Here is a 24,397-nt window from a genome sequence, read left to right as displayed (position 1 = left end):
CTCCTCATGACGAATTGACTATCTATATTATATAGACCAATTGATATAATAGATAGACAATATGCGAGAGATTTTACTCTTCTCGCATAAATAAGTGTCTAAGGTAACTTTTTACGTGTTCTAAAGGGGTCGTTTGTTTGAGTGCAGTCGTCATCGATAGACCACCGATTACCATTGAGTGAAGGAGAGAAGCCAGCTCACCCGCTTTGTTTTCTTCATACCCGCTGTTCATTAGCTTTTCTTTTACAAGCTCCTGCCAGCGGATCATTTCTTGTTTGCATGCAACATGGAGCTGCGTGTTTTCCGGCTTTGACTCTGCCGCCAGCAAGACAATTGGAATCCCTCTTTCACCTTCTTTCTCCATAAATCCTCGAATGATGTTTGTCATAAAACGATCGATGGCAATATACGGATCATCCGAATAAGCAAAGCCTTCTTCAATTTGATTGATGACCTTTTGACTAATGTATTCAACAGATGCAATGGCCAGCTCTTCTTTTCCATTTGGAAAGTAATAATAAAGAGAGCCTTTAGGTGTGCCGCTCTCTCTGATAATTTGATTCAATCCTGTCGCATGGTATCCCTGTTTACGTAAAAGAAGTGCTGCCGTTTGAATGATTTTATCCTTCGTACTCACGTGTGACACTCTTTTCCCTCCATAGACCAAAGTCGCTTATCATGCGTTATCGATTTAATTGTCTAGTTCCTTTCCAAATCGAGGATGTCTCCATTTCCGCCGCAAGCCTGAGCAGCCAGTCCTCTTTCCCTTTAGGCGCTGTCACCTGTACCCCTAAAGGCATGCCCGCGCTAGTGAGATGAACCGGTACACTCATTGATGGCTGACCTGTTAAGTTGGCAAGCTGTGTAAATGGGGTGTAGGTCAAGCTCTTGAGGAACATATCATAAATAAGATCCTGCTGTGCTTGCATTGAAAGAGATGACACACATAAAAGTTCGGCTGTTTCCTGATCTGAATGCATAAGCTCACCAACCTTTGGAGCTGAATAGGCAGTAGCTGGTGTCACATAGAGATCGTAGGTTTGATGAAATGACGCCATTTGTGCAGCAGCCCGATCCCACGCATCAAGACTTTCTGTATAAGCAGCTGCGGTCACATTCTTGCCAGCCTCCGCCAGCACCCATGCCACGATGTCCGTTTCCTCCGGCTTTACTGGACGCCCTAAGGAACGAGCCAAGGAAGTGAATAACGCAGACATTTCTCCGCTGTTCATCACGTAATATTGCTGCATGAGATGAACCCCATCAATTTCCGGCTTGGCTTCTTCTACTTGATGACCTTGCTCACTCAGCCATTTCACTGTTTGCTGAACCGCCTGCTTCGCTTCCTCACTGACCTTCGTGCCAACTGGAGATTCTACACTGTAAGCAATTCGCATAGAAGATGTACGTTTCACCAGATCCTCTTGGTAACTGCCATCGTATAACGGAGTTTGGAAAGCAGCTTCGGGCTGAATGACTTGAAGAAGATCAAGAAGGGCTGCACTGTCCCGCACGGTTTTTGTGAGTGTAAAGTCGATGGAAGCCCCTTGCCACTGCCTTCCTGCGCCTGGGCCTACCGGCGTTCTTCCCCGCGTAGGCTTAAGACCGAACAAACCGGTAAAGGAGGCTGGAATCCGAATGGAACCACCGCCATCACTTGCTCCGCCAGCAGGTACAATGCCGCTTGCAACAGCTGCTGCTGTCCCGCCGCTTGAGCCGCCTGGAGAATAGTCCGTATTCCAAGGATTTCTCGTTGGCCCATGTAACGCAGGTTCCGTCACATTTCTTAAACCGAATTCCGGTGTATTTGTATGCCCAATCATGAGAAAACCAGCCTGCTTCAATCGATCAACAAAGTGCGAATCCGAGTTGGCTTTTACATCCTTTAACAGCAAAGCGCCTGCTGTCAGCGGTTCGTTTTTAATCCCTTGTGATATATTTTTCAGCACAAACGGAACGCCTGCAAATGGCTGATACTCATGTAACTCCTTGATATCTTTTAAAACTTGATCTTGTCTCGTCTGTATCACAGCGTTTAGTTCTGGATTGACCTCATTCAATCTATTAAATGCAGCCTGCATAAGCTCCTCGGGCGTTACCTGCCTATTCCGCACAAGTGCTGCTAAGCCAGTCGCATCATACGTCATATACTCTTTTACGTTCATCAGCATGTCCTTCTTTCTCTTATCTTGATGTCTCTATTGTCTACTAGAATTCTATGAATTTCAATTTCAGATTACTAGTAAAAATAACTTTCTCAACAAGACGACAATTCTACTATCCCATCCCTCTGCTTTCTCCGATATAATAGAGAAAAAAAGACCGAGATCATCGGATGAGAGGAGCCACGCCTTGAAAAGGAAAATATTGATCGTCATCGCGTTTCTTCTTGCGCTGACAACTGCTTTGCCCTTCCATTCGCAGGCAGCTGCACCGTCAAAAGAAACAGATGTTATCATCGTCTATAAAAATCAAAAAGGGAAACAAACAGCTATTGAGGAAAGTGAGAAAGTGAACGCACAGTACATACATCTTCCCGCGGTCGCTGTGACAGCAGATGAACAAGCGGTCACCTCACTCAAAAAAGACCCAAACATCGCTTACGTCTCAAAAAACGTAAAGGTTAAACTCGCAGCTTCTACTGTGAAGAAAACAGCCGCTGCTACTAATCAGGATGCATTGGTACAAAAATCTTACAACCTGCAAAAACTCAATATAAAACAAGCAATAAAAGAAGGCGTCACTGGTAAAAATGTAAAAGTAGCCGTTTTAGATACTGGCATTTTCTCACACGAGGATTTAAAGGTAGCCGGCGGTAAATCATTCGTGAACTACACATCCTCTTATAAAGATGATGAAGGACATGGCACACATGTCGCCGGCACGATTGGTGCGCTTAATAACGATTATGGAACAGTTGGCGTCGCTTCTGGTGTGAAGCTGTATGCTGTGAAAGTGTTAGATAAAACGGGAGAAGGCGATCTATATAGTCTGCTTCGAGGCATCGATTGGGCGATTACCAACAAGATGGACATTATTAATTTAAGTTTAGGCTTTGAAGACAATATCCCCATCTTGCGTTCAGCAGTGGATGAAGCCTATAAAAAAGGACTACTTGTAGTCGCTGCAAGCGGAAATGATGGGAAAAAGAATCATATTAGCTACCCTGCCGCTTACAATAGCGTCATTGCCGTATCTGCAACGACTGACAAAGACAAACTCGCGTCTATCTCGAATACAGGGAAAGGGATTGAATTTTCTGCCCCTGGCCAGAACGTCATCAGCACTTATTTAAAAAATGAATATTGGTATGCAACGGGTACATCACAAGCTGCACCGCATGTCACAGGAATGCTGGCACTGTTAAAGCAGCTTCATCCGAAGAAAACAAATGCACAGCTTCGCACTTTATTGCGCAGCTATACAGTGGATCTTGGTGCAAAAGGGAGGGATCCACAATTCGGCTATGGCCGCGTGCAATATGTGCCGCAATCCTCCTTTTTAAAGGCTGCTGCCAGTGCTGTTAAAAAAGCCGAAACATCTAAAAAGCAGGAAGATGTCAATCAAGCCAAAACAAGAATTGGCCGGCTCACTGCAAGCAAACAAAAAACAGCACTCACAGAACGGGTGAAGAAAGTCCAAGCAGCCATTGATATCCGCTCGGCACGTGCAAAGGTCAAAACAGCCGAAAAAAACAAAACACAGGGCGCTATTAAAAGTGCTCAAACGGCCATCAAAAAACTAAACAAAGGCAAAGAAAAAACAAGCCTGCAAAACCGGCTCGACAAAGTCAAAAAACAAGTCGCTTATCAAAAGAAAGTGACAGACGCTAAACAAAAGGTCAAAAAAGCGGAAGCGAAACGAACAAAGAAAACAAAAGCAGCGGCCCAAAGCGCTGTCAAACAGCTAAAAGCCTCCAAAACAAAAACCAATTTACAAAAACGATTAAACCGTATTAAGGTTTAACAAAAAAAAACGATTCCTTTCAGCGAGGAATCGTTTTTTCTATTTCAACATCGGCTCAAACAAACTGTGATGATATTTTCCTTCGGCATCTGCCCTCACTTGATCGAGAATGCTTTCTAACGAAGCCATCACGCCCTTTAATGCCCGTTGCACCGAACCATGTTCAAAATCCGCTAAACTCTCCGGCAATTCATCTTCATCCAGCACAAAGACATCACCATTCGGAAGAACGAGGAGATCAATAATGAGGTCTTCAAACATGACCAGCTGGCCGTTGAATTGAGTGTCTCCCACCATATTAAGATAAGACCCTAGTTCCTTCCCTTGATCATCTCTCCAGAAATATATGTTGTAAGGACGATCCTTCCAATAATAAGCGGTCGTATAGCTCCCTTTTGGAATGGTCAGAGCACCATCACCTGCCCTCATCGTAAACGGGTCTTCAATCTTGTGAAACAGCACAGCCTGCTGCTTCTGTGCGTCTAACAGCTGACAGGTATGTTCCACAACTTTTTGATCGTATTTGATTTTTCTCTCGATGACTTCATCCCAACGATCCGCATGCAGCGAAAACAATATGCACAACTCCCTCTAACACTCGTTTCTTTCTAGTATACACCGATTTTTTTTGAAGAAATAAAGGATTGCGCTTTTACTTCTGGAAGATGAATAATGAGGTGAAAAGAAATGAACGGAATCACGATTCTTGAAAACTTTACACGGCTTGGACAAATTATCCTCATGATTTGCGGCTTTGCCCTTTATTGGCAGCTAGTGAAAACGAAGAGAGAACGAAAGCTGTCTCCTTATGAGCGCATGTTAAAATTCTTTGTCATGTTCGGTTTCATCTCATGGGGGGTATCATATTGGGCGCTGGCACTATGGGCGTAAATTGAAAAAAGGAAGAGCTGCCCATGGACGTAAGCTCTTCCTTTTGCTGCACGTTATATTATGAACCTGCTGGCTGTTCTTTCTTGATCACATATTGATAGCTCTTGACATGCGTCCCACTCGAGCTCACAAAATCTTTATCAAGCGCACGCTCAAAGCCCATTCTTTCATATAGGCGAATGGCGGCCTGCATTTTATCAGATGTATGCAGATACAGGACATTTTCGCCCCATGATTGCGTTAGTTCAATACTTTTACGCAGCAAGGACTCTGCAATTCCTTTTCCCCTCACATCGGGATCTACTCCTAAAAACCGGACGATGGCTGATGTAATGCCCATTTCTGGATTGTCATATGCTTGCTCTGATGAACGGAACATTTGAAGCGTCCCCACAACCTTGCCATCAAGCTCCGCCACCAGCATCAGCTCCATGTTCGGATTATCTACAGCTGCTGCAAGCGCGGCAGAATAATCTTGCCAGCCTTCCTCTGTAAATTGAGGCGCATACTGTGCATAGGATTTGATCAGCACGCTCCTGATGGCCTCATGATCTTCTTTGACTGCTTGACGAATGATTAGCTCTTGCTGCTTCATGTCAGCACCTCCTGCTCTCTATTAGTGGATATACGTATCATGCAATCACTGCATGTGATAGCCTTACTCTTTTCTCTACTCATTCAATGTAAAGAGTCTCATTCGAAAGATCAATCATTTTGCACGGAAACATCTTTGAAAATTTTTCATTGAAAAGGAACGCTCGATTCATTATGCTGTGTTGAGGAAGTATACGAGGAGTGTTGTCATCATATGAGTTCTTTATCTTATCCCCAAGAATCGAAAAAAAATCGATTTCTCCTTGCCGCATTGCTTGGATCTTTAACAGCCCTTGCTCCGCTGGCAATGGATATGTATTTACCTGCATTGCCTCATATTGCTCGTGATTTTGAGGCAAGTACGGCGCTGTCCCAATTAAGTCTCATGGCTTGTCTCATTGGACTGGCGCTTGGCCAGCTGATTGCAGGCCCGATCAGCGATACGATCGGCAGAAGAAAACCGCTGATGATTGGCTTGATTATCTTTATAGCGGCATCACTTCTTTGTACAGTGGTCACATCGATTTGGATGTTCATTCTTCTTAGATTGATTCAAGGACTTGCTGGTTCAGCAGGCATTGTGATTGCACGAGCTATCGTGCGAGATCATTATGAAGGATCAGAAATGACGAAATTCTTTGCACTGCTGATGTTAGTCAACGGGGTGGCTCCGGCAGCAGCACCTATTGCGGGCGGACAAATTTTACGCTTCACGACATGGCAGGGTGTATTTGTCCTACTCGGAATTCTCGGGGCATTGATGCTGCTGAGATCCATCTTTTCACTGCAAGAAAGCTTACCTGCGGAGCGTAGACAGACCGGGGGCTTTCAACAGATTGCAGGCGCGATGAAAATTTTAGCCAGTGATCGTCTCTTTGTTGGATATGCACTCTCACAAGGTCTTGTATTCGCAGCGATGTTTGCGTATATTTCAGGTTCACCGTTTGTGCTCCAGGATATTTTTAACCTTTCTCCACAAGGCTTTAGTGCAGCATTTGCGGTAAATAGTCTTGGAATCATCACGGCTGGACAAGTATTTGCCCGAGTCGCTGCGAAAATCGGTGAAGAGAAAGTCCTTCGCATTGGATTGCTGACAGCTGCGTTAGGGGGAGTGACTTTATTTTTCATGATCTCGATTGATGCAGGATTGTACGGTATTCTCATTCCGCTGTTTTTTGTGGTATCAAGCGTTGGAATTGTCGGCACCTCTGCACCGTCTCTTGCGATGCAGCATCACGGGGCACATGCAGGAAGTGCTGCTGCACTGATCGGTGTGGCGCAAATGCTGCTAGGCGCTTGCATGACACCTCTTGTCGGACTAGCCGGAAGCCAAACAGCCTTTCCAATGGGTCTGATCATTATGCTTTGTGATCTAGGCGCACTTTGCTGTTATTTCTTCTTTGTGGCCCGAGCGAAAAAAAGACCCGCATAAGCGGGTTTCAGACTGTTGACAAAGGGCTAAAATGATCTTGATTTAGCTCTTTGTCTTTTTTCATTTATTATGGCTTACTCCAATTGATGGTGCGGAACACGTTGTTCTGGTCATCGTTGTGATATGCATCTAGATCAAAGCCTGATATGCCAAAACCAATTGCCATGACAATTCCTCCGGCAACGGTGAAGATGATTCCCCATTTGATGACTTGCTTTTTTAAATCGTTCACGTTCATACTCTCACGACCTTCTTTTTAAACATTCCCATGAATGCCTTAGTGGTTTGAATAGTTATTTGCACAAATAGCTTTGTCAAATACGCCGTGGCTATGCCGCTTAATAATCCGGCACCTAACAGAAAAATACCAACGCCAATCTGCGTCACCACCACATGCAAACCGTCCTGAAAGATAAATGGAGAACCAATGATGCTCCAAAAACCTCCGAGCAGACCAACCAGCGTCACTGTACCTGTCACGAGTGGAATACACCAAATCACCATATACACAGAAAGAATCAACAGGAAGACTGTTGCTAGAATACTGCCCCATAACGGAAAGCCTAAAATGAGAATGGAGAGTCTTGTGGCTTTTTCTCCAAACGTCGGCACCTGAACGGTTTTTATTCCTTGTTCCTTCATAATTCCTTCAGCGATCATAGCAGGCTGCCCGACTTGTTGAACCGCTTCCTGTTCACTGTAGCCATCTTCCTGATAATCCTCAATTATTTCATCGTAGTATTCGATAAACCGATCACTATCTTTGTCGCCTAGAAGATGCAGATGCTTCTTTAGGCTGCTTAAAAATTCTTTTTTATTCATTGCCCTGTCCTCCAGAAATAAAGTCGTAAATCGCCATCACCTGATCCCATTCCTCTAAAAACTGCGCCATATGCTCCCGCCCGCTTTCTGTCATGCGGTAGTATTTTCTTAATCGACTGTTATGTTCCTGGGAATAGGTCTCCACATAATTGTTTTGCTCTAAACGCTTTAAAATCGGATACAATGTCGATTCTGAAATCTCAATACAACGGGACATATCTTTAATGATTTGATAACCATAGGAATCGCCTTTCTTTAATACCGCCAGTACACAAAACTCCAGTAATCCTTTTTTTAATTGTGCATTCATGTTTACAACTCCTAACTCTTTATACTATACATTACATAGTATTGTGTGACAAGAGGTATAGAGAATAAAAAAAGACCCTTTTTCGGGTCTTTTAGCTCTTTGTCTTATTTTCATTTTTATATATTTACAAATCCTTCTCCGAACACATCGCGCACGTCATGGACAACAACAAATGCGTCTCGATCAATTTTCTTAATAATTTTCTTGAGGCGCATGAGCTCTTGCTTTTGAATGACTGCGTAAAGAATTTCCTTCGATTCCTTTGAATAATGTCCGCGTCCGTTTAAAATTGTTACGCCTCGGTCCAGGGTGTGATTGATTTCTTCCGCAATATCATCTTTGCATGAAGAAATAATCGTCACTGCCTTTTTCGTGTTAAGTCCTTCTATCACGAAGTCCATCACCTTTGTCGCCACATACAGCATCACAATGGTAAACATTAATTTTTCCGCACCAATAATAAAGTAGGAAGCAAATACAACGATCAGATCAAAGAACAAGATGGCATAGCTCACGTTCCAGTCTAAATACTTGTTGGCAATTCTTCCGAGAATGGCAGAGCCCGCCGTTGTTCCGCCTGCTCTTAGCACTAGACCAATCCCGATACCGATGATAATTCCTGCAAAAATTGCTCCAATGATCAATTCATGAACATTCACGACCCATGTTGTGGTCAAGTGTAAAAATAGAGAGTTACTTGCGACGGCAACCACCGTATAAATCGTGGTCTTCTTGTCCAAGTATTTATATCCCACAAGTAATAAGATCGCATTCAACACAAGGTTCGTCAGCCACGGTGCAATCTCAAACAAATAATAAAAAATGATGGACAGCCCCGTTACGCCGCCTTCACCAAATTCAAGCGGAATGACAAACATGTTCACTGCTGCGGCAAATAAAAAAGAACCAACTAAAATCATCGTTATATCTTTTACACATTTTTTCAATTCTTCTTTCCTCCTTTTTTAAGCATATAAAAAACCCTCTTTCTGCACGAAAGAAGACAGTCGTTGGACAACATAAAAATCAAAAGACGGCGCCTTTTGATGAAGCTTTCTGAAATCAATCTTTCCATAATATATATCTCTTTTTAGAGGCTGTCAATGACTTGGTTTTCTATTATTTTGACTGCATTTTTATGCATCAAAACCCGCATGTTTTCAGGGTTTTCGCGCCCTAATATGCTTTTTCCTCTCCTTGACAAAAACGCTTTAGTCATTTAAACTACTGCCTCATATCATACCCATCAAATCCGATCTAAAAAGGAGGCTGTTTGATTCCGATGAATCCTATTCAAAGCCGTTTACAGGCTCACGCACCTTTGATTTTAGACGGTGCATTAGCAACAGAGCTTGAACGAAAGGGCTGTAACTTAAATGACAGTTTATGGTCAGCCAAAATACTTATTGAACAGCCACAATTGATTCAGCAAGTACACTTGGACTACTTCCAATCAGGTGCTGACTGCGCCACAACCGCCAGCTACCAAACAACGATTGAAGGCTTTGCTGAAAAAGGCTATACAAAAGAAGAAGCGCTTGAACTCATGAAACGATCTGTCACTTTAGCGAAAGAGGCACGCGATCTTTTTTGGCAGGATGAAGCGCGTCGTGAAGGGCGGACAAAACCATTTGTCGCTGGATCTGTGGGGCCATTCGGCGCTTATTTGTCTGATGGTTCAGAATATAAGGGAAATTACGGACTCTCTGAGCAGGCTCTCATTGATTTTCACAGACCAAGAATTCAGGCATTAGTAGAAGCGGGAGCAGATATCCTTGCATGTGAAACGATTCCTTGTTTGATTGAAGCAACAGCCATCGCAAAGCTGCTGCGGGATGAATTCAGCGGGGTATCAGCTTGGATCACATTCAGCGCAAAGGATGGCCTGCACATTAGTGAAGGTGACTCCATACGGGAATGTGTACAGGCACTTGAACCTTATGAACAAATTGCTGCTGTCGGCGTGAACTGTACGCCGCCGCAATTTATCACTTCTCTCATTCAAGAAATGAAAAAAGGAACAAGCAAACCGATTGTGGTGTATCCAAACTCAGGTGAAGTATATGATCCTGAAGAAAAGGTTTGGAGCGGTGATACGTCACATCTTACTTTTGGCGAATGTGCGTATCAGTGGTACAAAGACGGCGCGCATATCATCGGCGGCTGCTGCCGCACGACTCCAGAAGATATCAATGACATCTTAAAACGAACCACATCATGATTCATTACACATACTTCTAAGCAAAAGGGCGGGAAGACATGGAACAAGCAAAAGATCAGTCACAACAATATCAACGAAAAATGACGAGCCGGCACCTGTTCATGCTTTCTCTAGGCGGCGTCATTGGGACAGGGCTCTTTTTAAGCTCTGGGTATACCATCAATCAGGCCGGACCTGCGGGAACCATTCTTGCCTATCTTGTGGGGGCATTAATTGTCTACCTCGTGATGCTTTGTTTAGGTGAGCTGTCTGTCGCTATGCCGGTCACAGGGGCTTTTCATACGTACGCAACAAAATACATTGGACCTGGTACAGGCTATACGGTCGCTTGGCTATACTGGCTGACATGGACAGTGGCACTCGGTTCGGAATTTACAGCGGCAGGATTATTAATGCAGCGCTGGTTTCCAGACACTTCGGTTTGGATGTGGAGTGGTGTTTTTGCTCTTCTCATCTTTTTACTGAATGCATTTACAGTCAAATTTTTTGCAGAATCAGAGTTTTGGTTTTCCAGTATTAAAGTGATGGCTATTATTCTCTTTATTATTCTTGGCGGAGCTGCAATGTTTGGTTTGATTCCATTAAAGGGCGGTGAGGCCGCTCCGTTCTTTTCTAATTTCACTGGCGAAGGCGGACTTTTCCCAAACGGCTTTTTACCGATTTTAATGACGATGCTTGCTGTCAATTTTGCTTTTTCAGGGACGGAGTTGATTGGGATTGCTGCGGGTGAAAGCGTCAATCCTGACGAGACCATCCCAAGAGCCATTCGCACAACCGTCCTGCGTCTCGTCCTGTTTTTCGTTGGAACGATCGTTGTTTTGGCTGGCTTGATTCCAGTAGAAGAAGCCGGGGTGATCAAAAGCCCATTTGTCGTGGTATTTGATCGTATCGGAATTCCTTATGCTGCAGATTTCATGAATTTTGTCATCCTGACCGCGATCTTATCTGCCGCAAACTCAGGATTATACGCGTCATCTCGTATGCTTTGGTCGCTTTCTGAAGAACGGACACTTCCTAAAAAACTGGCGAAGCTGACATCAAAAGGAATTCCTTTGAATGCACTCATTTTAAGTATGATCGGTGGTATTCTTTCATTGCTATCGAGTGTGATCGCACCAGAAACGGTATATCTTGTTCTTGTGTCAATCTCTGGACTGGCTGTTGTGGTCGTATGGATGGGAATTGCTGCCTCACAGTTGATGTTTCGGAAAAGATTTTTACAGGAAGGCGGACAGCTTCAAGATTTATCATTTCGAACCCCGCTCTATCCAGTGGTTCCGATTGCTGCCTTCCTCCTATGTCTAGCATCTGTCATCGGCATTGCCTTTGATCCAAATCAGCGGATTGCCCTCATCTGCGGCATTCCTTTCATTGCGCTCTGCTATGCTGCGTATTACATGACAGCTTGGATTCAGAAAAAACGAGAAAAACCTGGTGTATAAACATCAGGTTTTTTCTATATAAAGCTGCTGACAGAAAAGGATATCACTAGTAAAAGAAGCACACTTTGGTATATGATAGGAATCTATGATTTTCAGGATGAACCAAGGGAGTTGTCGTGAATATGGAAATGACCATTACAAGAGCATTAAGTGAACTGAAAATGTTAGATAAAAGGATCAACCGAACCGTTGATGACGCCGTACTTGGTGGATTGATGATCGGGAAACATATACAGCACGGATTTCAGAATCAAGAAGAAGTTGAAAAAAAGGCGAAGGCTGATGATCAATCGATTCAAGCTTTAATCAAACGCCGGAATGCCATCAAATCAGCCATCGTTGTATCAAATGCAACCACAATGATTGATGTGGCAGGTGTCCGTATGACGGTGGCAGAGGCGATTGAACGTAACGATAGACTACGATATTCGTTATTTACGGAAAATGAAACAAGTGTACAAAGAGCTGGTCGACAAAGCAGAACAAACGAATGAAGATGTGAAAAGGAGACTTGATCAGCATTTAGAAACCTTGTTTGGGAAAGATGGAAAGACGCAAGCGGCTGCCAACCAAGAGATCGTGAAGTCTTTTCTAGCTGAAAATGAGGCAGTGATCATCGATCCGCTTCGCCTTCGAGTAAAAATTGAACAGCTTTCGAAAGAAATTGAAGATTTCCAAATGGAAGTTGATTTTTCCTTGTCTGAAAGCAATACACTGACGAAAATACAGATCGATTAATTGATTTTGTTAGTGAGCCGAAAATCGATAGAACTAAACACCTCCGAGGGAAAGGTCATTCCCTCCTCATCTGATGATCATCTTAGGATGATCCTTGATAAAAGCTCAAAGCTGAACATTCAAGGATCAAAGTTCAAGTGTAAAAGTTCTTATCCATCAAAGCTTAAGATTAAAAGTTAAACGCTCGATCGAATCTGGGAGTAACGGCTGATGAGTGTTTGTTTATCGACTCTTTCGGTTGCCGCCCAGCAGGTTTGCTAACAAAAAGAAAAGGATGTCACCTGATGACATCCTTTTTTCTATGAAAACGACAGGGTTTTCGCTAAGTCATCTCATCCAGCAGATTAGTTAAGAATTGATTGAATATGCCAAATGGTACACACTTGAGACATTTGAAGATAGCTTGATGTCGTTTGAAGTGAACGTGATTAGAGCGACATCAAAATAATGTTTAAACCTGCCATTATCAAAATAATCGTAGCCTGCAGCTGAAGGAACTTGAATCGTTAGTGAAAATTGTCCATTCTCGTCTGTTGTGCCTGTCGCTGTTTGAGCCAATGACTTGATCTCTGTTTCAAAATAAAGCTGGATTGGCTGATTAGCCATCAATTTACCATTTTTATCCTTCAACGTTCCTTTAAACGTAGCTGGATAACGCGGACCCACTCGATATTTACTGCCATAACCGTAATCGGCCATTCCACCATTTTTTGCTGTGACACTTGTTACTTGTACAGATGCTGGTGCTGCTCCTGTTTCCTCTGCATGTGCAAAGGTTGGGAATACGAGAAGCAATGATAAAACGAAAGCAAACAACATTTTTTTCATCGATAAATCCTCCTTTTTTTTCCTACAATATTACCATCGGCATAAATTGGTATTTTTCCAGTAAAAAACAAAAAACTTCCCTTTTTTTAGAAAGGGAAGTTTCAGATTGTTGACATTCTTTTTTATGAGATTAGTAACGTGATGTATACGCCAAATGGTACACGCTTGTGACATTTGAAGATAGTTTGATGTCGTTTGACGTGAACGTCACTGGAACGATATCGTAGTAATGTGTAGACCAGCCTGCATTATTGTATGATTGGTAGCCTGCACCTGCAGGAACTTGAAACGTGAGTGAAAACTGTCCATTCTCATCTGTTGTGCCTGTCGCTGTTTGAGCATATGATTTGATTGCTGCTTCAAAATAAAGCTGGATCGGCTGATTAGGCATGAGGTTTCCGCTTGCATCTTTTAGTGTCCCTTTAAACGTAGCTGGATAATAAGAACCCACGCGATATTTACTGCCATAGCCGTAATTCACTATACCACTATCGGCTGCTGTGACACTTGTTACTTGTACGGATGCTGGTACTGCACCTGTTTCTTCAGCATGTGCAAAGCTTGGGAATACGAGAAGCAATGATAGAAAGAAAGCAAACATGATTTTTTTCATCGATAAATCCTCCTTTTATTTCCTACTATATTACTATCGACAGGAATTGGTATTTTTCCAGTATAAAACAAAAGAACTTCCCTTTTTTAGAAAGGGAAGTTCTTCTTTTATTTTTTCACAACCACTTTTACTGCTTTGCTTTCTCTTTTTCTCACATCTGAAGCAGTCACATACAAAACCGTTTTGGCTTTTTGTGGTTTTATTTGGGCAGTAAATGTGCCCTTGCTATTGGTTTTGACTGTTTTGATGACTTTCTTTGATTTGTTTTTCACTTTAATGGTCAAGCCCGCACCCGCAGTCCCTTTGACCGCTTTACTTTTGACTGTTACTTTGCTCACTTTCGGCTTAGCTGGTGCTTTGCCTTTTTTCACGACGGTTTTGAGCGTCGTAGAGGCCTTTCCTTTTGAAATTTTAATGTGAAGGACCTTGTTTTTGTTCTGATGTTTAATCTTCACACTAAAGGTTCCTTTTTTGCCTGCTATGCCTTTTCCAAGCAGGGTTTTTCCTCTATACACAGTTATAGCAGCGCCAGCTTTTGCTTTACCTGTCACCTTTTGATGCTGATCCTCCACTTTGCTCACAGATGCATTCAATTCGACAGCACTTAATGCAGCAAATGCATTCAGTCTGCCGTGTCCTGTCATCCAATCGACACCTGGAATTTTTGGATCAACAATTGGTTCATCGTTTTCATCATAGAAAACGTCGTCTTTTCCATCAATAGATTTAAATGAGATATCATCTGCTGTATTTTGCAAAAGATTTCTCACTTGATTTGGCTTCAAGGATGGATTTTTAGAAAGCAGTAATCCTGCTGCTGCTGCCACATATGGTGTCGCCATTGATGTCCCGCTAAGGTATGAGACGTTCCCATCAGGCATTAAGCTCGGAATATCAGAACCTGGTGCTGACATGCTCAGTCCTTTGCCATAACTTGAGAACTCAGCGGCAATATCCATACGGTTGCTTGCGCCAACCGCCATTGCGTATTTTGACGTCGCAGGGTAGCCCATTTCTGGTACGCCATCATTTCCACTTGCCACGACGACTAGTACATTTCTTTGTGCAGCATAATTCATTGCATATTCAATCACTCTGCTGTAGTAGCCGCCAAGGCTCATGTTGATCACCTTTGCGCCTTTGTCCACTGCATGCTTGATGCCAAGTGCAATATGCTCTGTATCTCCAAATCCATAAGCATCCAGCACCTTCACTGGAATGATACCCGTATGTTGGTTGAGACCTGCCATTGAGTAATGGTTATCGGATTTTGCGGCAATGATGCCTGCCACATGCGTACCGTGTCCATTGTCATCAATCGCATCTTTGTTTCGCCCAATGAGATTCGCACCTAAGTCTGTACGAACAGTCCCGCTTAAATCTGTCAAACGGCTGTCTACACCTGTATCCACAACAGCAATTAATGTTTGCTTCATTTTGCTTGTGCCAATTAGTGTATTCATTTGTTCAAATTTGACGTCAGCGCCTTTTTTTCCACTGTTTTGCGCACTGTTTTTCAACGGCCACTGATAACCATACTGCGCGTCGTTGCTTAGCGCACGATAGGTTTGAACAGGCTCTGCAAATTCAACATTCGGCATGCTGGAAAGCTTTCTTGCCGTGCTCTTGATCGCCGCTTTGCCTGCTTTTAGTGTCTTTCCAGCTGATTCTTGCCCTGCTGGTACATCATAGACATACATGCCTTTGAATAAAGGACTGACTGACTGTGATGTCACACGGTTTTCTTGGATACCGTAGCTTTTCATCTTCTTTTTCGCAGATTGAAGTGTTTGACCATCCTTTAATTTAAAAATGATCTTATTCGTTTTAACCTTCTCTTCTTTTACAAGCTTTTGTTTCTCTAATACATAACCAGCTGATTTTCCTTCAAGCTGATCAATGCCAATTTTTTGACTGACAGCTTCTAATTCCTTTTTTAAATAAGCTGGACTTGCTTCTTTGAGCATATCAAAAAGGGAGCGGATCGCCTGCTGTTCTTTTTCTGTTACGATATGACCGCTAAATGCACCATTTTTCTCTACGTTACTTAGCAGTGTTTTTAATGTGAGCAGATGGTTGTATACCTTTTGCTGCTCTTTTTGATGTTTGATGAGCTTCGATTTGAGAAACGGTTTTGTTTTTTGGAGCAGACGCGAAAGCTTCCGACCTTCTGCTGTTTCATTGAATCGTTTATCTTCGATTGTACGAATCGATTGAAGAATTTCACGCCCGTACTTTTTCTCAATAATGATGATTTCAGGCTCATCTTCTTCAGGGAAAACGGGTTCAGAAGGCGGAAGATTAGCTCCTTTATATCCGATTGTATATGCTGCATCCTCTTCCTCATCACGGCTGTCTTCCTCCGACCCTAAATAGAGCACTTTGACATAATAGGGACCTGACCATGCGTGCGGGAAGTTGATCTCTGTCTCTCCGCTTGCTGTGTCCACGCGATACCTTGAATAGGTGTCATCCTTCATCGCTCTGTCCTTACTTGGATAGACCGATACGGACAGCACTTGTTTACTTTTCACAGAAATTTGCATATGTGTATGTTTTGCCACTTCTTGTGCAGATGGCGTGATTTGATACCATGACTCTTCCTTTTCATTCTGTAATGTACCTGAGATGACTTCACCATTTTTTAACCCAATGGCTTCATTGACACTTGTTCCATGACTGGCAGCTGCTGCCTCGTATCCAGGTAATGCTGCCATACATAGAATGATGGCCATGAGTACGACCACACAGGATTTGACCTGCTTTTTGAACATGAAAAGACCCCCTTATCTTTTATGATACCTTGGAAGAATATCACAGAAATACATTTAGTAGAATCTGTTTTTTATATAATTAAACTCGTTTTAAGCTAGGATTTGAGATATTCAGTCAGCAAGACGGGTAGCTTCATAAACTTTTTGCCATTTCAAACGGAAAATGATGCTATTTAACCATGCTGAAAAGTACATTACAATCAACTTGTAAGCGCTTAACAAACAAGAGAGAAGGGATCAGCTTGTTCCAAAAAGATCATGTTTTCACACAAGTAAACGGACGATCAAAGAATGAGATTTTACAATACATTTCCGAGAAAGCTGAAGACCTTCAGATTACAAACGATCAGCCGGGGCTATTAGCAGATTTGTTGACACGCGAAGACGAAGTCTCAACAGGACTTCAACAAGGCTTCGCCATTCCACATACAAAAAGCTCCGCTGTACAAACGGCTTCACTTCTTTTTTTAGAACTTGAACAACCCATTGAATGGGGAAGCTTTGATGATTTGCCCACAAGCTATTTATTTACACTGCTCGTTCCACTAGAAGAAGCAAATGTCACACATCTGAAACTACTGTCAGGTATTGCGACAAGCCTAATGGAACCTGCTTTTATCGAAAAGATTCAACCTGGTCAAACAGCTGATTACTATTACGAAGTCATTGAACAACAATTGAAAGAGGGGATTACACAATGAAAATTGTCGGTGTCACTTCATGTCCAGCAGGGTTAGCTCATACACCAATGGCAGCAAAAGCATTAGAAAATGCAGGTAAACAACTCGGACACGAGATCAAAATCGAACAGCAAGGGATTATGGGACAGGTGAACGGCATTACAGCAGAGGAAGCAAAGCAGGCAGACCTCTGCATCATTGCCTCAAATCAGCATATCAACGATGCAGAACGCTTCTCAGGCATTCCCACTGTACGTGTCGAAATCGGACGTGCCTTAAAAAATGCTGAACAAATTATCACCAAAGCCGTAGCACTTGTAGAAAAGAAAAAGTCTGAATCTCAATAAACATGAGCAATGCCATATAGAAAGGAGCAAAGAAAATGAAAGCAAAATTAAAAGTCATTGAAGGCCATCTCATGACCGGTATTTCTTATATTCTTCCTGTAATCATCGGTGCTTCACTTATCGTTGGTTTAGCAAAATTGGTCGGGTTAGGGTTTGGTGTTTCAGATTTAAACACCTATAAGGATGCTGGCGGCATATTGCACGGTGCCTATTTAATGGAGCAGGTTGGCTGGACAGGCATTGGCTTAATGAACGTCCTGCTCGCTGGATTTATCGCCTATTCCATTGCAGATAAATCAGGTCTTGCGGCTGGTTTTATCGGCGGTGCTCTTGCCAGCTCAACAAATGCCGGATTTATAGGTGCCGTCATTGCAGGCTTCTTCGCAGGATATGTTGCTCTTTTTGTGAAAAGAAAAATTCAAATTCAAGGCTCTGCAGCTGGGCTCGTCCCTCTGCTCATCCTGCCGCTGATTACCGTTGGCTTAACCGGACTTCTTATGTCAGTTCTTCTAGGCGGACCATTAGGCGCTTTGAACACGGCATTAATTGAATGGATTAAAGGCATGGTCGCTGATGGAACAAGCACACTCGCGCTCGCTCTCATTTTAGGTGCGATGATTGGCTTCGATCTTGGCGGACCGGTGAATAAATCAGCGTGGATGGCTGGTAACGCGCTCTTCCTATCAGGCGTCTACCTCCCTGCCATTCTTGTCAATATTGCGATTGTCATTCCACCGCTTGGATACGGGCTTGCGACATTGATTCGAAAACGCAACTTCTCTCCAACCTTTAGAGAAGCCGGACGAGGCGGACTTGTTATGGGCATTATCGGTATTACGGAAGGGGCGATCCCTTTTACCCTCGTCAATCCTTTGAAATTGATTCCGCTCAATGTTGTCGCATGTGCTATTGGAAGCGGGGTCGCTGCATTATTAGGAGTTCATGACATCATGCCGCCAATTGGCGGGCTATACGGCTTCTTCTCAGTCGGAAACTGGTGGACTTATTTAATCGGAGCCCTTACTGGCGCACTCGTCATCGGTATTGGCGCCAACCTGCTTGTGAATTTCTCTGAGAAAAAAGAGCCAAAAACGCCGGAACATGATCTGAAGCAGAAAGAAGAAGACGATTTTGACCTTGTGCTAGAAGGATAATTTGAACGAAGAAAGGTGTCGTTGATCAATGACTGTCAATGTACATGTGATTCCACATACTCACTGGGACCGGGAATGGTATTTCACCACCTCCCGCTCCCGTATCTACTTAATGAAAAGCGTAATGGACATTTTAGATACCCTTGAAACAGATGAAAGGTTCCATTACTTCATGCTCGATGCCCAGGCTTCCTTATTAGATGATTATTTAAAATGGCGTCCAGAGGATGAGAATCGAATCAAGAAGCTCGTCACAGCGAAACGTCTCATCATCGGCCCATGGTATACCCAAACCGACCAGCTCGTCATTTCAGGTGAATCGATTGTGCGTAACCTGCAATATGGGATTGAACGCTGTCAGCAGTTCGGCCACGTGATGAAAGTCGGCTATGTCCCTGATTCCTTCGGTCAATCGGCACAAATGCCTCAAATTTATCGCGGCTTCGGCATTGTCGATACAGCATTTTGGCGTGGCGTTTCTGACCATATGACGAATCATACTGAATTCAATTGGCGCGGCGCTGACGGCAGTGAAGTCTTTGCTGTGAACCTGCCATTTGGCTACTACTACGGCGGGAATATTCCTGAGAAGGATGAGGACTTACAAGCCTTTTTATCTGAAAAAATTGGTGCGCTGCAAGCAAAGGCCACCACAAAGAATGTCTATTTCCCGAACGGTTTTGACCAAGCACCGATCCGTAAAAACCTGCCTGACTTATTAGAAAAAGCCAATGAGCTTGACGAGCATCACTATCAAATCAGTAGTTTAGAAGATTATATTGCAGCCGTGAAAAAAGAGCGGACATCTTTTGAGACGTTACAAGGAGAGCTTATTCACGCGAAGCATATGCGGATTCACAAATCGATCTTTTCAACACGAGCGGATTTAAAAATCTTAAACAATCAAATCGAAAACTATCTCGTGAATGTGATGGAGCCTATCCTAACGATCAGCTATTCGCTTGGACACGACTATCCGCATGATACGGTTCGCGATATTTGGTACCTTATGTTTGAAAATGCAGCGCATGACAGCATTGGCGGCTGTAATAGTGACACGACAAACCAAGATGTCTTCTTCCGCTACAAGCAGGCAAAGGAAATCGCTGAGAATCTTGTAGACTTGCACATGCGTCTCATCACTATTCGACTGCAAACAGAGCAGGAAATCACGTTCACGTTGTTCAATACACTGCCTTCAAAGCGTTCTGAAGTCATTGAAGTCGAGACCTTTATCACGGAACGTCCATTTACGCTAATGGATGCAAATGGACGAACGCTTCAGTACACAGTGAAAAGCAAAACCGATGTCACAGATTATGTGCTGGCACAGCAAATTTCTCTTAACCCAAGTAAAGAAGTGTACATGCCAAAGCAAGTATGGAAAGCCGTGCTGCTAATTGAAGCCATCGACTTACCGTCAGTAGGCTATACACAAGTGAGCATGGTCTTCGATGAATCAAGCGAATCTGCGTGGGAACAAACAGAAGGACGCGTGATCGAAAATAAGCATTACCGCATTGCGGCAAATGACAACGGATCACTGGACATCACAGACAAACAAACAGGCAAGACCTTCTCTGAGCAAATGATCTTTGAAGACAACGGAGACGATGGGGATTCTTACAACTATTCACCACCGCGTGAGGATCTGTATGTGTCATCAAAAGATCTTTCATCAGCGGACATCTCAGTGTCTAAAAGCGGTCTGCAAGAGGAGCTGACCATCAAGCTTCAGCTCACTGTCCCTTATGACCTAGAGGCGCGCTCTCAGCAATCGGCTGCGACTTCACTTCCGATCACAGCGAAGGTGGCATTAAACAAAAACGATGCTGTCATCCGTTTTCATGTAGATGTCGATAACCATACATTAGATCATCGCCTTCGTGTTCTTTTTGATACAGGCATTGCATCAAACGTATCACTAAGCGATCAACAGTTTGGTACAATCGAACGCCCAACCGAGCTCACGCAAGAGCTTGAATGGTGGAACAATGAACATTGGGAAGAAAAACCGATCACCATTGAACCGATGCAATCCTTTGTCGCACTTCGTGATGAAGCATATGGTGCCGCACTGTTGACCGACTGCGTGAGAGAATACCAAATCACAGGAGAAGGTTACACAACCATTGCGTATACACTCTTCCGCTGTTTCGGAAAAATGGGGAAAGAAAATCTCCTTTATCGTCCAGGACGCGCATCTGGGGAAAAAATTGTGGAAACACCTGACGCTCAGCTGCAAGGTGCATTGTCATTCTCATTTGGTATGCACTATAGCAAGGATGCAGTCAGCGAGGGACACTTAGCGCAGCTTGCCAAACGGTATACCACCCCTGTTCAATGCTACGAGCGCGCAGATTTTTTAAACGGTCGTTTAATTTTCTCTTTCCGAGATGAAAAAGAAGACTTACAATCTACTTATAGCCTGCTTGACATCGAGACAGATGGAGCCATTCTAAGCGCTCTGAAAAAAGAGGAGCATGGATCAGGCATTGTCATTCGTCTCTTCAATCCATATTTAACGCGTCAAACAGCCGCTTCAATCAATAGTTCATCTCTACAACACGGAGAAACAGCGAATTTAGGAGAAACACCTGAAGGACAGATACTCAAAGCACAACATGGATCATTACACATTGAACCGCTTACACCTTGTCAGGTACAAACCTACATTGTAAAGAAAAAATGAACATGTAGGGGCGGGATCCATAGGATTCCGCCCCTCTTTAATGGAGGGCATTGATCATGCGAATTGGAGGCATTGAAGCAGGCGGAACGAAATTTGTCTGCGGCTACGGAACAACAGACGGAACGATTGAACACATGACTTCCTTTGCAACAGGGAATCCAGATGAAACATGCCGGCAAGTGATCGATTACTTTACAAAGAATCGTGTTGATGCAATTGGAATTGGGGCATTCGGTCCTGTCGATGTGAAAGAGCAAAGCCCAAGCTATGGGACGATTTTAGACACACCAAAAACGGCCTGGCGCCAATTTCCTTTCCTCTCTACCTTAAAACAAGCCCTCGGGATCCCGATGAAGCTTGATACCGATGTGAACTGTGCAGCACTCGGGGAAGCCCGTTTTTCAACTGAAGCAGAAAAACCTGCCTCCTTGGTCTATATTACTGTTGGGACTGGAATAGGCGGAGGTGCCTATATTGAACATCGCCTTATTCACGGATTGCTGCATCCAGAAATGGGTCATATCACCGTTCAGCGGCATCCTCATGATACCTACGGAGGCTGCTGCCCTATACATCATGATTGTTTAGAGGGACTGGCATCTGGACCTGCCATAGAAGGACGCTATCATACACTGGCACCCATGCTGCCAGAGGATCATCCTGCCTGGTCACTTCATGCTTACTATCTCGGGCAGATGACTGCTAACCTGCTGCTCACCCTTTCACCAGAACGCATCATTTTAGGTGGAGGCGTGATGAAACAGCCAGCTATGCTGCCACTTATTCTTGATGAAACAGACAAGCGGCTTCGCGGCTATTTGCAGCTGCCAAAGCCTTTACATGAAATTATCACAAAACCATCCTTTGATGGATTATCTGGTTTAATGGGCGCCATCGCTCTTGGTACGGATGCCTTACAGGCGCAAGGAGCCGCGCAATGATGATGACGGCAGATCCTCGAACCTATCAGCTGATTCAGCGGCTATTTGAAACGAAGGGGTTCGTGAAGCTGGAGGAGCTCACTGCCTCTTTTCGCTTATCTGACCGCTCTATCCGCAATTTAATCAAGGAAGCAAATGAGTATTTAAAGGAAGCTGGAGCCATGATTAAAACGATTCGCGGAAAGGGATATACTCTTTTAACGAGTGACCAAGACGCTTTCTTACTTTGGCTTCATCAACAAAAACTTCCTGCCCGCTCTCTTGTCCCCGTCATGCCAGAGGAGCGTGTACGATTTATGATGAGAAAGCTGCTGCTTCAATCAGATTACTTAAAAATTGACCAGCTGGCTGAAGAACTGTTTATCAGCCGCATGACGGTCAGCAGTGATTTGAAAAAAGGACGAGAGATGTTAGCCCGTTACGGCATGACCCTTGTATCAAAGCCTGGATTTGGTTTAAAGATTGAAGGAGACGAGCTGCAAAAAAGAACGTGCTATGCAGACTTACTTCTTGAAGAAGAGCCTGCTCTCTCTCATATCACCGAGCGGGAGCAGCTCCATTTTCCTGATATTTCTCTTGAAACCATTCGATCTATTGTGTTGACGAACCTGCATCAAGAGTCATTGCTCATTAAAGACATTGCCTTAAAAAATTTAGTCATTCATTTAGCCATTGCGATTCAGCAAACACGAAAAAACCAGCGGGTATCCGCTAGTACTGCCCGCACACAAAGATCACCAGTTTTAATGAGAATTGCACAAAAAATCATACAGCAGGTGAGTGACACTTTTTATGTGACCCTATCAGAGGATGAAACAGATTACTTAGTCATGCATCTATTGGCAAATCAAACGTGGAAAGAAGCCGCCCAGCATCAAACGACAGTGGAAGTTCAACAGGCGGTTACAGTCTTTCTACAGCACATTGAAAAAACAAGCGGCCATCGTTTTGCTGATGACAGCATTCTGCAGCAGGACTTGATGCTTCATATGAAGCCGCTATTAAATCGAATCCAATATGGCGTATCCTTACAAAATCCGCTTTTGCATGAGATCAAAGCGTCCTATCCTTACCCGTTTGATTTGGCTGTCAGCGGACTCAATGCCTTACAGCTGGTGCGTACACCAAATGAAGACGAGGCCGCATATGTTGCCTTGCATATCGCTGCTTCATTTGAAAGAAGTCAGCTCGACACCTCGCAAAAAAAGAAAGCCATTATCGTGTGCGGGTCTGGACTAGGGACGGCAAGGCTCCTTGAAATTAAATTGAAGTCAGCCTTTCAGCACGAGCTTGACATCGTTGAGCTCTATTCCTATCAGGATTATCTCATGAGCTCCTCTTTGCCGTGTGACGTCATCATCACAACTGTTCCACTCACATCAAAGGGGAAACCAGTCATTCAGGTCAGTGCCTTTTTTGAACAGCATGATATACAGCGTGTGAATGAAGTCATTCATTTATTAAATGGACACGGGGCACCCTCAAAAGAGCTGATGGCGTTTTTTCAAGAGCGATTGACTTTAATGAATGCTGACCTAAGCAGCAAGGATGAGGTATTAAATATATTATGCAGCCGTTTAGAGGCGCATCAGCTAGTATCGTCTTCATTTCGGCCTTCGGTGCTTGAGCGTGAGCAAATGTCGTCTACCTATCTTGGCAGCGGTATTGCAATGCCGCATCCGCTCATCACAAATGAAGGGACTTCCTCTGTAGCCATCGCACACTTAAAACAGCCGATTGACTGGCAGGGAGACCAAGTATCAATTGTCTTTTTATTAGCGATTCATAAGGATGACGCTGCCTGCATGAACCAATTCTTTGAACAGGCCGTCGATTTACTAGACAATCCAGACCGCATTCGCGCCCTCAAGCAAGCCAAAACATTTGATGAGCTGATGGATGCGTTGTTCCAATAAGATCAAATAAAAGGCCGCCCAGTTCATAAGGCGGCC

At 43.7% G+C, this 24,397-nt stretch carries 22 protein-coding genes and 1 pseudogene; 12 read left to right on the top strand and 11 right to left on the bottom strand.

All coding sequences use genetic code 11. The annotated features are described in order from the left end of the window. Positions 1 to 73: 73 nt before the first annotated feature. Both OIT90_RS13945 and OIT90_RS13940 read right to left on the bottom strand, forming a co-directional pair. Positions 74 to 646, bottom strand: a complete 573-nt coding sequence (locus OIT90_RS13945; protein ID WP_474892640.1) for a TetR/AcrR family transcriptional regulator — start codon at positions 644 to 646, stop codon at positions 74 to 76. Positions 647 to 683: 37 nt separating this feature from the next. Then, complete coding sequence (locus OIT90_RS13940) at positions 684 to 2,165, bottom strand: amidase (protein WP_058837253.1); 1,482 nt, start codon at positions 2,163 to 2,165, stop codon at positions 684 to 686. Between the two features lie 187 nt (positions 2,166 to 2,352). On the opposite strand from OIT90_RS13940, the gene OIT90_RS13935 reads away from it, so the two are divergent. Beyond that, on the top strand, positions 2,353 to 3,966 hold the full coding sequence (locus OIT90_RS13935) for a S8 family peptidase (RefSeq protein ID WP_039176194.1): 1,614 nt from the start codon (positions 2,353 to 2,355) through the stop codon (positions 3,964 to 3,966). 39 nt (positions 3,967 to 4,005) lie between these two features. Here OIT90_RS13935 and OIT90_RS13930 read toward each other — a convergent pair whose 3' ends face one another. Further along, entirely contained in the window at positions 4,006 to 4,542 is a 537-nt protein-coding gene (locus OIT90_RS13930; protein WP_107163928.1) for a ribonuclease FAU-1 family protein, read from the bottom strand. Between the two features lie 111 nt (positions 4,543 to 4,653). On the opposite strand from OIT90_RS13930, the gene OIT90_RS13925 reads away from it, so the two are divergent. Further along, positions 4,654 to 4,857, top strand: a complete 204-nt coding sequence (locus OIT90_RS13925) for a hypothetical protein (protein WP_058837251.1) — start codon at positions 4,654 to 4,656, stop codon at positions 4,855 to 4,857. 58 nt (positions 4,858 to 4,915) lie between these two features. Here the strand turns inward: OIT90_RS13925 and OIT90_RS13920 are convergent, their stop codons facing one another. Continuing rightward, positions 4,916 to 5,452, bottom strand: a complete 537-nt coding sequence (locus OIT90_RS13920) for a GNAT family N-acetyltransferase (protein ID WP_058837250.1) — start codon at positions 5,450 to 5,452, stop codon at positions 4,916 to 4,918. Between the two features lie 213 nt (positions 5,453 to 5,665). On the opposite strand from OIT90_RS13920, the gene OIT90_RS13915 reads away from it, so the two are divergent. Continuing rightward, positions 5,666 to 6,883: a multidrug effflux MFS transporter gene (locus tag OIT90_RS13915; RefSeq protein WP_058837249.1), complete on the top strand. Its 1,218-nt coding sequence runs from the start codon at positions 5,666 to 5,668 to the stop codon at positions 6,881 to 6,883. A gap of 67 nt (positions 6,884 to 6,950) precedes the next feature. Here OIT90_RS13915 and OIT90_RS13910 read toward each other — a convergent pair whose 3' ends face one another. The 4 genes from OIT90_RS13910 to OIT90_RS13895 all read right to left on the bottom strand — a co-directional run bounded on the left by OIT90_RS13910 (position 6,951) and on the right by OIT90_RS13895 (position 8,962). Next, positions 6,951 to 7,121: a hypothetical protein gene (locus OIT90_RS13910; protein WP_186315137.1), complete on the bottom strand. Its 171-nt coding sequence runs from the start codon at positions 7,119 to 7,121 to the stop codon at positions 6,951 to 6,953. Further along, positions 7,118 to 7,705, bottom strand: coding sequence for a DUF1700 domain-containing protein (locus OIT90_RS13905; RefSeq protein WP_058837248.1), 588 nt, complete (start codon positions 7,703 to 7,705; stop codon positions 7,118 to 7,120). Before OIT90_RS13905 ends, OIT90_RS13910 begins: the two co-directional genes overlap by 4 nt. After that, a complete protein-coding gene (locus tag OIT90_RS13900; RefSeq protein ID WP_039176181.1) occupies positions 7,698 to 8,015 on the bottom strand; it encodes a PadR family transcriptional regulator in 318 nt (105 codons plus the stop codon). Before OIT90_RS13900 ends, OIT90_RS13905 begins: the two co-directional genes overlap by 8 nt. Positions 8,016 to 8,131: 116 nt before the next feature. Further along, the gene (locus OIT90_RS13895) at positions 8,132 to 8,962 is read right to left on the bottom strand and encodes a YitT family protein (RefSeq protein ID WP_039176179.1); all 831 of its coding nucleotides are present in this window, start codon (positions 8,960 to 8,962) and stop codon (positions 8,132 to 8,134) included. Between the two features lie 335 nt (positions 8,963 to 9,297). On the opposite strand from OIT90_RS13895, the gene mmuM reads away from it, so the two are divergent. From mmuM to OIT90_RS13880, 3 genes and pseudogenes are all read left to right on the top strand, one after another. Beyond that, complete coding sequence (mmuM, locus tag OIT90_RS13890; RefSeq protein ID WP_039182957.1) at positions 9,298 to 10,236, top strand: homocysteine S-methyltransferase; 939 nt, start codon at positions 9,298 to 9,300, stop codon at positions 10,234 to 10,236. Positions 10,237 to 10,274: 38 nt separating this feature from the next. After that, positions 10,275 to 11,678 (top strand): S-methylmethionine permease, encoded by a 1,404-nt coding sequence (mmuP, locus tag OIT90_RS13885; RefSeq protein WP_039176176.1) that lies wholly within the window; start codon positions 10,275 to 10,277, stop codon positions 11,676 to 11,678. A gap of 122 nt (positions 11,679 to 11,800) precedes the next feature. After that, a pseudogene (locus tag OIT90_RS13880) lies at positions 11,801 to 12,416 on the top strand (hypothetical protein). A 348-nt stretch (positions 12,417 to 12,764) separates the two neighbouring features. Here OIT90_RS13880 and OIT90_RS13875 read toward each other — a convergent pair. From OIT90_RS13875 to OIT90_RS13865, 3 genes are all read right to left on the bottom strand, one after another. After that, on the bottom strand, positions 12,765 to 13,244 hold the full coding sequence (locus OIT90_RS13875) for a hypothetical protein (protein ID WP_268464120.1): 480 nt from the start codon (positions 13,242 to 13,244) through the stop codon (positions 12,765 to 12,767). A 130-nt stretch (positions 13,245 to 13,374) separates the two neighbouring features. Further along, a complete protein-coding gene (locus tag OIT90_RS13870; RefSeq protein ID WP_058837247.1) occupies positions 13,375 to 13,857 on the bottom strand; it encodes an Ig-like domain-containing protein in 483 nt (160 codons plus the stop codon). Positions 13,858 to 13,964: 107 nt separating this feature from the next. Further along, positions 13,965 to 16,631, bottom strand: a complete 2,667-nt coding sequence (locus tag OIT90_RS13865) for a S8 family peptidase (protein ID WP_474892639.1) — start codon at positions 16,629 to 16,631, stop codon at positions 13,965 to 13,967. A gap of 179 nt (positions 16,632 to 16,810) precedes the next feature. On the opposite strand from OIT90_RS13865, the gene OIT90_RS13860 reads away from it, so the two are divergent. From OIT90_RS13860 to OIT90_RS13835, 6 genes are read left to right on the top strand one after another with little or no spacing between them, the layout of a single operon-like run. After that, positions 16,811 to 17,332: a PTS sugar transporter subunit IIA gene (locus tag OIT90_RS13860; protein WP_251181458.1), complete on the top strand. Its 522-nt coding sequence runs from the start codon at positions 16,811 to 16,813 to the stop codon at positions 17,330 to 17,332. Then, positions 17,329 to 17,658, top strand: a complete 330-nt coding sequence (locus OIT90_RS13855) for a PTS fructose transporter subunit IIB (RefSeq protein WP_007498438.1) — start codon at positions 17,329 to 17,331, stop codon at positions 17,656 to 17,658. Before OIT90_RS13860 ends, OIT90_RS13855 begins: the two co-directional genes overlap by 4 nt. A 35-nt stretch (positions 17,659 to 17,693) precedes the next feature. Then, entirely contained in the window at positions 17,694 to 18,812 is a 1,119-nt protein-coding gene (locus tag OIT90_RS13850) for a PTS fructose transporter subunit IIC (protein WP_474892638.1), read from the top strand. 28 nt (positions 18,813 to 18,840) lie between these two features. After that, positions 18,841 to 21,504, top strand: coding sequence for a mannosylglycerate hydrolase (gene mngB / locus OIT90_RS13845; RefSeq protein ID WP_474892637.1), 2,664 nt, complete (start codon positions 18,841 to 18,843; stop codon positions 21,502 to 21,504). A gap of 56 nt (positions 21,505 to 21,560) precedes the next feature. After that, positions 21,561 to 22,445, top strand: coding sequence for an ROK family protein (locus OIT90_RS13840; protein ID WP_075612298.1), 885 nt, complete (start codon positions 21,561 to 21,563; stop codon positions 22,443 to 22,445). Continuing rightward, positions 22,442 to 24,361 carry a BglG family transcription antiterminator gene (locus tag OIT90_RS13835; protein WP_144491685.1) on the top strand — a complete coding sequence of 640 codons (1,920 nt, stop codon included), beginning with the start codon at positions 22,442 to 22,444 and terminating at the stop codon, positions 24,359 to 24,361. Before OIT90_RS13840 ends, OIT90_RS13835 begins: the two co-directional genes overlap by 4 nt. The last annotated feature ends 36 nt before the right edge of the window (positions 24,362 to 24,397 follow it).

Source organism: Bacillus sp. ABR (genome assembly GCF_056172715.1).
This window is presented reverse-complemented; position numbering and strand designations above follow the sequence as displayed.